The organism is Bacteroides stercoris ATCC 43183 (genome assembly GCF_025147325.1).
GTDB classification, from domain to species: domain Bacteria; phylum Bacteroidota; class Bacteroidia; order Bacteroidales; family Bacteroidaceae; genus Bacteroides; species Bacteroides stercoris.
The window spans coordinates 228863-241271 of the sequence record NZ_CP102262.1 but is presented as its reverse complement, the minus strand read 5'-3'; the positions used below and the strand labels follow the sequence as shown (position 1 = coordinate 241271).

Here is a 12409-nt window from a genome sequence, read left to right as displayed (position 1 = left end):
CCGTATCTAATAATCGAATTATATTACCAAAGTGCTACCTATAATCTATAATAACTGTTGATTATTAGCGCTTTGTATGGACGACTGTTGGATAATAATCATATCATAAATATACTTATTGCTTTTTGAAATAACATTTTGTAAGCAAAAAAGTATTGGTAGCTTAAGTCTTCCGTTTATAACTTGAACTCGGCCTCTCTATCAAGTTTAAAATGAAAATCATCTGTTATGCTATCATACTATAGGGGATATACTTCTGATTTCAAGCATATTAATCCGTGCAAAACAGGTGTGATAGATAAAATTATTTACAACTATCTATCACGCCACACATTGCTTTAAAAATGGGCTAACCCCTATGTGTATTTACACCTGATTGCATGGAATAATTTATTGGTTATCGGTGTAAAACTTTTAGTTTTATAGGAGAAAACTAAAAGTTCCAGCATTACAAAACAACTTGCTTACTACTTATTAAAGCTGTTATCTGTCTTTTTTTTGATACCAAGTGCTGCTTGCTTTATTTTTTCCAAGTCATGGACAATCGTCATATCCATAATATTGGTATACACTTGTGTCGTTTTTACGCTTTTATGACCAAGCAGCTTTTGTACAGTAGTGATATTTACACCATTATATATAAGTAAAGTTGCATTGGTGTGACGGGCTGTGTGAAATGAAATCTTTTTTGATAACCCTGCCAATTTCGCAATGATTATCAGGTCTTTATTAATATTTGAGTTATCTCTTAAGCGGAAAAAATCCTCCAGATTATTGCGGTATTTATTAAGGATTACAATTCCTTTGCCTGCAAAAAGGAGATAAAGGGGTAACCGCACTTCTGTTCCGGTCTTTACAGATTTATATATAAGCCACGTTTCCTGATTTATATCTACAATGTTTTTCTTTGATAAATTTGTAAAATCAGAGTATCGCATTCCTGCATAACAGCAGAACAGAAAAGCATCCAAGGACTTTTGCAGTTTCATATGCTTGTCCGTCAGGCTCAAACGTTCCAATTGTTCCAGTTCTTCTGGTACTAAATGGGTGTGTTTGTTTTCCACGGTTTTTATTTTATACTTCCTGAAAGCATATTTCTGGATTTCAATATATTCTTTATTAATAGCAATATTTATGTGGCGTTTTAAATGTTTCATATGTTTCGCAATGGTATTGGTATGATATCCTTTCTGTTGCAGGAAGTACTCAAAAGATGAAACAAACTCGAATGTCAAATCGGAAAATACTATATCCCTTTTGAATTCTTGCAGCAATAGAAGAGTAGAAAGATGATTGCGTTTGGTGCTGTCCTTTAAAGACGAATTCGAAACCTCTTGCTTAAAGAAAGATATAAATGAAGAATTGTTCTCTCTGGTAGCTAAAGCATCCTTTAATAATTCCAATGATATACGTTTGCCCTGCTGCCATAATTCCAATTCTTTTTTCTCTATTGCTGCGACAAATTCGTAAATCAGGCGGTTGAGAGCATCTGCATTAGGGTGGTTTTTTACAACTAGTTTTTTTGCATCCCATTGTTCCGGTTTCAGATAGACTTTGGTTGAAAAGTATTTCTTCTTTCTGTCCAAATAAGCTTCTACTTGTACCAGTGCCATTCCTCTTTTGTTCAGACATTTCTTTCTGTTGTACACAAGACTGTAAATAATTTTATTCATCTCAAGTTATTTTGATTAATACTATAAACAAATAAGATGATATTCTGTGCAAAACAGGGTTTGAATAAGAATTAATATCTGCAAAAAAAGACTCTTTCTTTGACGGTCTGTTCTTTGAAGTCACTCAAAAGATTCAAGATATCTTGCTTTATCGGATGCACTAGCGTAAATATGAGAGCGTTTTTAACTATTTTATTTTAAAATATATATATTCGGATTAATAATAGAACAAAATGATTAAAACATAGTGGTAGTAAACATTACCATTTTAAGGTTCTATAATTGCATAAAACATGCTATTCAGCATAAAATAATCGAAATTCTTAACAGATTGATAGATTTACAAGGTTTTTTCAATAAAATAGTTGTGTGTTTCATATTTATTAATATATTTGCATTTTGTTAGAGTAAAGAAACAATTAATGTAAAGTTAAACTTTAAGAGAGAATTTATGAAAAGAAAATTAATGCTGTTATTGGCCTGCCTTTTTGTGGGTATAGGTCTGGTAACTGCCCAAACACAGAAAGTCACAGGTGTTGTGATTTCTGAAGAAGATGGGCAGCCAGTTATTGGAGCTTCTGTATTGGTAAAAGGTACGCAAATCGGTGCTATTACCAATGTAGATGGTGATTTTACATTACTGAATGTACCAAGTTCTGCGAAAACTTTGCAGATTTCATACATCGGTATGCAGACTCAGGAAGTGGCTATCAAACCGAACTTAAAAGTGGTATTGAAGCCTGATACTGAGGTACTTGATGAAGTTGTCGTTGTTGCTTACGGTACTGCTAGCCGCCAGTCCATTACAGGTGCTGTAGCTTCTATCGACTCAAAGAAACTGGAGATGCGCCCTGTTACTGAAGTAACGGGAACTTTGGAAGGTGCTGCTCCCGGTATTCAGGTGAATAACTCATATGGCGAGCCGGGTAGCGATAAATCCGAAATCCGTATTCGCGGATTTGGTTCTGTAAACGGAACTAATGCTCCGCTGATTGTCGTAGACGGCTCTCCTTATGGCGGAAGCTTGAATGATATCAATCCGCAGGATATTGAATCTATTTCTGTTCTGAAAGATGCTTCATCTGCCGCTCTTTATGGTAATAAGGCTGCTAATGGAGTTATCATGATTACCACTAAAAAAGGTAAAAGTCATAAGTTGAACTTCCGGATTGGTGTGAAGCAGGGTATGTATACCCGTGGTATACCGGAATATGACAAATTGGGCGTAAACCAATGGATGGAAGCTATGCGTTCCGGTATGCAAAGCTATTGGGAAAAAGACGGTGGAGTTACTCCGCAACAAGCATTCGAAGCATCTAAAACAGTCAATGATGACATTGTTTTTTCTCCTATCTTTGATAAGAACGGTGCTGCCATGTTCGATGAAAATGGAAAGTTCGTTGCAAAGGTAAAACCCGGTTACAATGATTTGGATTGGTTGAAGGCATTGGAGCGCACAGGTTATCGTCAGGAATACACAGCCAGTGCGGATGCTATGGGAGAAAAGTATGATATTTTCTCTTCTTTCGGCTATTTGAATGAGAAAGGATATATCATTGGCTCGGATTATGACCGTTTCACTGCACGTTTGAAGGCTAACTATCAGCCGACTTCCTGGTTTAAAACAGGTGTAAGTCTGAGCGGAACAATGTCCGGCTCTAATTATCAGGCTAATGCTCATGATGCATATTTTGCTAATCCGTTCTATACAGCCGGTCAGATGGCACCGGTCTATCCTTATTTGATGCATAATGAAGACGGAAGCGTGGCTACAGATGGCAACGGTAACTCTTATGATATAAGTAACTATGATTATTTGAGTGGTCGTAATATTATTTATGAGATTCAGAATGATATCAGCCGTAAGGAACGTAATGCCGTATCAGGTCAGATATATGGTACGATTTCTTTCTTGAAAGATTTTGCGGCTACTGTAAGGGGGGACCTCTATAATGTAAATAACACGGAAAAAGCCTTCAATAACCCCTATTGCGGTGACGGTGCTGCTAACAACGGCCGTCTTTCAAAAGTACATGACCGTACACGCGAATACCGTTTTACACAGGAACTGACATGGACTCACGATTTTGATAAGCACCATATCGATGTATTGCTGGCTCACGAATCTTTCAAGCACTCCTATAATTATGATTTCATGATGAAGGAACAGATGAAAGTCAGTGGAAATACGGAGATGAGCAATTTTGCAAAAATGACAAGTATCGATGGTTATAACCAAGAATACACTACGGAAAGCTATCTTTCCCGTGCACGCTATAATTTTGCGGAAAGATACTTCCTGGATGCTTCATTCCGTCGCGACGGTTCTTCACGTTTCTCCGATCCGTGGGGTAATTTCTGGTCGCTGGGTGCAAGCTGGATTATTTCTCAGGAGAAGTTCATGAAAGACCTTACATGGATTGATAATTTGAAGTTCCGTGTTTCTTACGGTGAAGTTGGTAATGATGCCGGTGCCGATTATTATGCTTACAAGGAACTGTTCTATTCGGATGTCAATGCCGGTATCGGTGCGTTCTATAAAATTCAGATACCTAATAAGAACTTGAAATGGGAAACTTCCGGTTCATTGGATATCGCGTTGGAAGGTCGTTTGTTCAACCGTTTCAATTTCTCTTTGGATTTCTTCAATAAAACATCTAAAGATTTGCTTTTCACGGTTCACAATCCGCTTTCTGCCGGTGCAACCGACTGGTTTGCCACTTCTGACGAGACGCCGTCCGGAATGTCACAATATTTTGCTAACATAGGTAGTGTTCGCAATACCGGTCTTGAAGTTGCTATGGATGTAGATGCCATCCGGACTAAAGATTGGAAGTGGAATATCGGTTTGAACCTGACTACTATCCATAACGAAATTACAAAATTGCCCGGCGGTAAAGACATTCTGCATGGAACACAGAATTACAGTGAAGGACACAGCATCTATGAATTCTATACTTATACTTATGCCGGAGTAGACCAAATGAACGGACGTGCGCTTTATAATGCAAACTCACAGCTGGGTGAAAGTACAATCAATGCTTTGAAAGCTCAAGATGAGTATGTTACTATCAACGGTAAAAACTACGTGTACAATACATCATATGCCGAAAAAGAATGGCAAGGCAGTGCACTGCCCGATGTATATGGAAGTATCAATACCTCTTTGACATGGAAAGACCTGACACTTTCCGTACTCTGTACATATTCATTGGGCGGAAAAGTATATGATTATAATTATCAAGGATTAATGTATACTACGACTAATGGTCCGGGAGCCTTGCATAAGGATGTGCTGAATGGCTGGCAAGCTGTTCCGGAAGGTATGACCGAAGATTCTCCCAATCGTTTGAATCCGAACGGTACGCCTCAGTTCGACCTTTCAAGCTTGGCTTCTACTTCTTATGGTGCAAGTTCACGCTGGCTGACGGATGCTTCTTATTTTGTCATCAAAAATATCAATCTGAACTATTCTTTCCCAAAGAAAGTCGTTACAAAATGGGGATTGGGTGGATTGAGCGTTTACGGCTCCATTGAAAATGCGGCTACTTTTACGGCGCGTAAGGGTATGAATCCTCAATATAGCTTCACCGGTTCTCAAGATAATACATTCGTTGCGGCACGTGTGTTTACGCTCGGACTTAATTTAAACTTCTAAAACGAAACAGATTATGAAATATACATTCAAGAACGTAATGATATTAGGACTCGGCTGTCTGTTGGGATTTACCTCTTGCTCGGACAGTTGGCTCAATACAGACTCCACGCAGACTGCGGAGGGAGATGTGATTTTCTCTACAACGGATAATGCAAAACTTGTTATCAACGGTATTTGCAGGACAATGGTTCAGCAACATGCCTATTATGGACAAAACTTCAACGGCGAAGGTACTATGAAGTTGCTTTATGGCGAATATCCCGGTCAGGATTTCAACTTCCCTTATATGGCACCGGGATGGTCTCCGCTGATGAACAACCAGTCTACTATAACCCAGAGCAGCAGTTCTATCTATGATTCTTACCCCTGGTATTACTATTATCTGATTATCGGAAATGCCAATGCGGTAATCAATCGTATTGATAAAGCAGAAGGTTCGCAAGAGGAGAAAGACTTCTTGAAAGCCGAGGCGCTTACATTCCGTGCTTATTCTTTCTTCCGTTTGGCTGAATTATATTGTGAGCCTTGGGCACGTAGTAATGATGGTGCTACCGATGGTGTGGTACTGCGCATTAAGGAAGTGGCCGAAGCTGGTGAAGAGACAGACTTGAAGTTGTCTACATTGGCCGAAACCTATAAGCAGGTTTATGATGATCTTGATGAAGCCCTTAGATTATATGAGGTTTCCGGACTTACCCGCGATGACATTTACTGGGATGCTACCTCTAATATCAGTTTCCCGGATGCTCCGGTGGCTCATGCCATTTATGCCCGTGCTGCTTTAACACGTCAGGATTATGCCGTGGCCAAGGAACATGCGGCTTTGGCACGTGCCAATTTCCCCTTGATGGACACGAATACATATTATAGCGGTTTCTGCACTCCCAGCAGTGAGTGGATTTGGGGTGTGTACAATGATGCTTCCGAAACTATCTGGTATTATGGATGGCAGCTCTTCATGGCTTGTAACGGTTACTATGCGCAGCAAAATATCAATGTATGTATCAATCGTGATTTGGTTGAGTCTTTTGCCGACAGCGATATTCGTAAAGGATTGTTCTTGACGGAGTCTACATTCTTGCCGGAAGATGGAAGTAAAACATTCTTGGAGGTTGTAGGTACTGAAAGCCGTAATGCCAATAAATTTAACAACACAGCGGAGGGTCAGGCCGCTTCTACGAAAGCCAATAAGTATGTAAAGGAGACAGTAGCATCTGCTACGTCACAGGCATATGCTTATGCCAGCCTGAAATTCCAGGCTACGGCACAGCCTGCTGTAGGTTGTCAGCCCATTTTCCGTGCTTCGGAGATGTTGTTGATTGAGGCGGAAGCTAATTACTATCTGAGTTCAGACCCGACTGCTGCACAAAACAGCTTGGTTGAATTGAATAAAAATAGCGGTCGTGACCCTCAATATACGTGCACGGTTACCGGTGAGGATTTACTGAAAGAGATTAAGAAATACCGTCGTCTGGAGTTATGGGGCGAAGGTTTCAGTTGGTATGACTGCAAACGTTGGGGCGATCCGGTGGTTCGTAACTCTTTTAAGGAAGGCGGTAATTACAGTTCGTATATTAGCGGAACATTCGGATTTAAAGATGGCAACTATGTATCGGAGTTCTGGAAATGGATTCTTCCGAACCGTGAAAGCGATTATAACAGTGCTATCGAAATGAAATAAACGGAATCCGTAAATAATTAAGGCGGGTGTGCAAGGCCGAAAGACCGGAAGGTATGGGCTGGCACATCCGCTTTCCGTTTTGTGGCATCTGGCGGCGCTCGGTGGTTTACGACAGGAATCCCTATCCTTATTATTAAAAATGGGAATGAACACTATGAGAATGGTTTTGTTTTTTCTTATATTTGCCGGCACATATAATAAAGATACATATATATAATAAGGTATAAAGTAGAATGAAAGAATTTGTAATTTCCGAAGCGCAGGTCGAAACCGCAGTATTGGTAGGTCTTATCACAAAAACTCAGGATGAGCGTAAGACGAACGAATACCTCGACGAGCTGGCATTCTTGGCTGAGACAGCCGGGGCGGAAGTAGTGAAAAGATTTACTCAGAAGTTAGACCAGGCAAACTCTGTAACATACGTCGGCAAGGGTAAACTGGAAGAAATAAAAGAATATATCCGCAGCGAAGAAGAAGCCGAGCGCGAAATCGGTATGGTGATTTTCGATGATGAGCTCTCGGCAAAGCAGATACGCAATATCGAGGCTGAACTGAAAATAAAGATATTGGACCGTACCTCACTCATCCTCGACATCTTTGCCATGCGTGCACAGACTGCAAATGCGAAAACTCAGGTTGAGTTGGCGCAGTACAAATACATGCTTCCCCGTCTGCAACGTTTATGGACACACTTGGAACGTCAGGGAGGCGGTTCGGGAGCCGGTGGCGGTAAAGGTTCCGTGGGTCTGCGCGGACCGGGTGAGACGCAGTTGGAAATGGACCGCCGTATCATCCTGAACCGTATGTCATTGCTGAAAGACCGTCTGGCGGAGATTGACAAGCAGAAAGCTACCCAGCGCAAGAACCGCGGTCGTCTTATTCGTGTGGCATTGGTAGGATATACCAATGTCGGTAAATCTACTCTGATGACGCTGCTTTCCAAGAGCGAAGTGTTTGCGGAGAATAAGCTGTTTGCCACGTTGGACACTACGGTGCGCAAGGTTATTATCGAGAACCTGCCGTTTCTGCTGTCGGACACGGTAGGCTTTATCCGTAAGTTGCCCACCGATTTGGTAGATTCTTTTAAATCTACGTTGGACGAGGTGCGCGAAGCCGACCTGTTGTTGCATATCGTAGATATTTCCCACCCTGATTTTGAAGAGCAGATAGAAGTGGTGAACAAGACATTGGCGGACATCGGTGCATCCGGTAAGCCCATGATACTTGTATTCAATAAAATAGACGCTTACACTTATGTGGCGAAAGCGGACGACGACCTTACCCCCAGAACCAAAGAAAACTTAACACTCGAAGAACTGATGAAGACGTGGATGGCGAAGTTGGAAGACAATTGCCTTTTCATCTCTGCCCGCGAACGTATCAATGTAGAGGAACTGAAGAGTGTGGTTTACCGGCGTGTAAAAGAACTGCATGTGCAGAAGTACCCCTATAACGACTTTCTTTATCAGACTTACGATGAAGAGGAAGTTTAATTCAATGAAGAATTGATTCTTCATTTTTAATTTGAATATTATGACTTACAGAAACTTGACCGAAGACGAAGTTCTTCGGTTGAAGAGCCAGTCGTGTCTGGCAGATGATTGGGGGAAAGTAACCGTTGCAGAAGAGTTTTCAACGGAATTCGTACATCATACCCGTTTTTCGGGTGAGGTGCGTTTGGGGGTATTCCATTCTGAATTTACTTTGCCGGGTGGAATAAAGAAGCATTCCGGTTTGCGGCATGTAACGCTTCACAATGTAACGGTGGGTGATAATTGCTGCATCGAGAATATCCAAAACTACATTGCCAATTATGAAATAGGGCATGATACTTTTATCGAGAATGTAGACATTATTCTTGTAGACGGATTGTCCAGGTTCGGTAACAGTGTGGAAGTGTCTGTCTTGAACGAGACCGGTGGGCGCGAAGTGCTTATCAGTGACAAACTTTCTGCTCATCAGGCCTATATCATGGCGCTGTACCGTCACCGTCCGGAGCTGATTGCGCGGATGAAGGAAATTACCGATTTCTATTCCAATAAGCATGCTTCCGCTACCGGTTCTATCGGCAGCCATGTAATGATACTCAATACCGGCTCTATCAAGAATGTCCGCATTGGCGACTATTGCCACATTTGTGGTACGTGTCGTCTGTACAACGGAAGTGTCAACAGTAACGAGAACGCGCCTGTACATATCGGGCACGGCGTTATTTGCGATAATTTTATCATATCGTCCGGTTCGCATGTGGATGATGGAGCCATGCTTACCCGTTGCTTTGTAGGGCAGGCTTGCAAACTGGGACATAACTACTCTGCCTCAGACTCTTTGTTTTTCAGTAACTGCCAGGGAGAAAACGGTGAAGCGTGTGCTATTTTTGCCGGACCTTATACGGTGACACATCACAAATCCACCTTGCTTATAGCCGGTATGTTTTCCTTTATGAATGCCGGTTCCGGTTCCAATCAAAGTAATCACATGTATAAGCTCGGTCCTATCCATCAGGGTACGTTGGAGCGTGGAGCCAAAACCACTTCCGATTCCTATATCCTGTGGCCCGCAAGGGTAGGGGCGTTCTCTCTGGTTATGGGACGTCACGTCAACCATTCCGATACTTCCAACCTGCCGTTCTCTTATCTGATAGAACAGAACAATACGACATATCTTGTGCCCGGCGTCAATCTGCGCAGTGTGGGTACTATCCGTGATGCGCAAAAATGGCCCCGGCGCGACCAGCGTACCGATACCAACAAACTGGACTTCATTAACTACAATCTGTTGAGTCCCTATACCGTACAGAAGATGTTCAAGGGACGGGAGACTTTAAAAAATCTGCGTTATGCTTCCGGCGAACTTTCCGATATTTATTCTTTTCACAGTGCCAAGATACGCAATTCGGCTCTGGTGAAAGGTATCCGCTTTTATGAGATAGCCATTCACAAGTTTCTTGGCAATTCGGTTATCAAACGTTTGGAAGGTATCGGTTTTCATACCAATGAAGAGATTCGCGCCCGGTTGAAGCCTGATACACCTATCGGTAGCGGCGAATGGGTGGATATTTCCGGACTGATAGCTCCCAAAAGTGAGATTGACGCCTTGATAGACGGCATAGAGTCGGGTGCGATTAACCGTTTGAAGCATATAAATGCCGAGTTTGAACGGATGCACCGGAATTATTATACCTACGAGTGGACATGGGCTTATGAGAAGTTGGAAGAATTCTATGGCATTGCTCCGGAAAATATGACTGCAGAAGATATAATTCATATTGTCGAGAAATGGAAAGAAGCTGTTGTTGGTCTGGACCGCATGGTCTATGAGGATGCCAAAAAGGAATTTTCTCTGGCTTCCATGACCGGTTTTGGTGCGGATGGTTCACGTCTTGAAAAAGAACTTGATTTTGAACAGGTACGTGGTGACTTCGAAAACAATCCGTTCGTAACGGCCGTTCTCAAACACATTGACGTGAAGACCGCATTGGGCGATGAGCTGATAGGACGCATGCAAAAGGTACAATGAAGATGAGGCGGAGGGATGGCAAATCCATTCGTTTTATATGATTAAAATAGAGAAAGCGGGGTTGAAGTATTAGGTTTCAATCTCGTTTTTTCTTTCTAATTAAAGAAATATTTCAAGATTACTTCTTACCTTTGCTGTTACGAAATCACTTTTAAACTAAATGAACAAGTAATTATGGCAACAACACCTCCGTTCAAGTATCAGCCCATGTTCGAAAAGGGTAAGGATACGACTGAGTATTATCTGCTTACCAAAGACTATGTGTCTGTAAGCGAGTTTGAAGGAAAACCTATCCTGAAGATTGAAAAAGAAGGCTTGACTGCAATGGCCAATGCCGCTTTCCGTGACGTTTCGTTCATGTTGCGTCGTTCGCACAACGAGCAGGTTGCTAAAATTCTGAGTGACCCTGAGGCAAGTGACAATGATAAGTACGTGGCACTGACTTTCCTGCGTAATGCTGAAGTTGCCTCGAAAGGCGTGCTGCCTTTCTGCCAGGATACGGGTACTGCCATTATCCACGGTGAAAAAGGACAGCAGGTATGGACGGGCTATTGTGATGAAGAAGCTCTCTCACTGGGTGTGTACAAGACCTATACCGAAGAGAACCTGCGCTATTCTCAAAATGCTCCTCTTACGATGTACGATGAGGTAAATACGAAGTGTAACCTTCCGGCACAGATTGATATCGAGGCTACCGAGGGCATGGAGTACGAGTTCCTTTGTGTGACCAAAGGCGGCGGTTCTGCCAACAAGACTTATCTCTATCAAGAAACGAAAGCTATTCTGAATCCCGGTACACTTGTGCCTTTCCTTATTGAGAAAATCAAAACGTTGGGTACGGCTGCATGTCCGCCTTATCATATCGCATTCGTTATCGGCGGTACATCTGCCGAGAAAAACCTGCTGACTGTAAAACTGGCTTCCACTCATTTCTATGACAACCTGCCGACTACGGGTAACGAATTCGGCCGTGCATTCCGTGATGTAGAGCTGGAGAAAGAAGTGCTGAAAGAAGCTCACAGAATTGGTCTTGGTGCACAGTTCGGAGGTAAGTATCTGGCTCATGATATACGTATTATCCGTCTGCCGCGTCACGGTGCTTCCTGCCCGGTAGGCTTGGGCGTTTCCTGCTCTGCCGACCGTAACATCAAGTGTAAAATCAACAAGGACGGTATCTGGATTGAAAAGCTCGACAGCAATCCGGGTGAACTGATTCCTGCCGAACTCCGTAAAGCCGGTGAGGGTGATGTGGTGAAGATTGATTTGAACCAACCGATGGAAAATATCCTGAAAGAGCTGACTAAGTATCCGGTTTCCACCCGCCTGTCTCTGAACGGCACTATCATCGTGGGTCGTGACATCGCTCATGCCAAGCTGAAAGAACGTTTGGACCGCGGTGAGGATTTGCCGCAGTATATCAAAGACCATCCTATCTACTATGCCGGTCCTGCCAAAACTCCGCAGGGAATGGCTTGCGGTTCGATGGGCCCGACAACGGCCGGACGTATGGACCCGTACGTAGACCTCTTCCAGAGTCATGGCGGAAGCATGATTATGCTTGCCAAAGGTAACCGCAGCCAGCAGGTTACGGATGCCTGCAAGAAGTACGGCGGTTTCTATCTCGGCTCTATCGGCGGTCCTGCCGCTATCTTGGCGCAAAACAATATTAAGAGCATCGAATGTGTGGAATATCCCGAACTCGGTATGGAAGCTATCTGGAAGATTGAAGTGGAAGATTTCCCGGCATTTATCCTGGTGGATGACAAGGGTAATGACTTCTTCAAACAATTGAAACCGTGGAATTGCAGTAAATAACGGATAATCCCGAATATGATATAAAAGCCGCTCAGGAAACTCTCCTCGAGCGGCTTTTTGTAT

The 12409-nt window shown here is 42.6% G+C and carries 6 protein-coding genes; 5 read left to right on the top strand and 1 reads right to left on the bottom strand.

Features of this window, described 5'->3' with window-relative positions; all coding sequences use genetic code 11:
• Nucleotides 1-467: 467 nt before the first annotated feature.
• A complete protein-coding gene (locus tag NQ565_RS00860; RefSeq protein WP_005653000.1) occupies nucleotides 468-1673 on the bottom strand; it encodes a site-specific integrase in 1206 nt (401 codons plus the stop codon).
• A 451-nt stretch (nucleotides 1674-2124) separates the two neighbouring features.
• Here NQ565_RS00860 and NQ565_RS00855 point away from each other — a divergent pair, with 451 nt between their 5' ends.
• The 5 genes from NQ565_RS00855 to NQ565_RS00835 all read left to right on the top strand — a co-directional run bounded on the left by NQ565_RS00855 (nucleotide 2125) and on the right by NQ565_RS00835 (nucleotide 12346).
• A complete protein-coding gene (locus NQ565_RS00855) occupies nucleotides 2125-5331 on the top strand; it encodes a SusC/RagA family TonB-linked outer membrane protein (protein WP_005657685.1) in 3207 nt (1068 codons plus the stop codon).
• 13 nt (nucleotides 5332-5344) lie between these two features.
• Nucleotides 5345-7012 (top strand): RagB/SusD family nutrient uptake outer membrane protein, encoded by a 1668-nt coding sequence (locus NQ565_RS00850; RefSeq protein ID WP_005657683.1) that lies wholly within the window; start codon nucleotides 5345-5347, stop codon nucleotides 7010-7012.
• 233 nt (nucleotides 7013-7245) lie between these two features.
• Nucleotides 7246-8505 (top strand): GTPase HflX, encoded by a 1260-nt coding sequence (hflX, locus tag NQ565_RS00845; protein ID WP_005657681.1) that lies wholly within the window; start codon nucleotides 7246-7248, stop codon nucleotides 8503-8505.
• Nucleotides 8506-8545: 40 nt separating this feature from the next.
• Nucleotides 8546-10531, top strand: a complete 1986-nt coding sequence (locus NQ565_RS00840; protein WP_016661960.1) for a DUF4954 family protein — start codon at nucleotides 8546-8548, stop codon at nucleotides 10529-10531.
• Nucleotides 10532-10705: 174 nt separating this feature from the next.
• Entirely contained in the window at nucleotides 10706-12346 is a 1641-nt protein-coding gene (locus NQ565_RS00835; protein WP_005657676.1) for a fumarate hydratase, read from the top strand.
• Nucleotides 12347-12409: the final 63 nt, after the last annotated feature.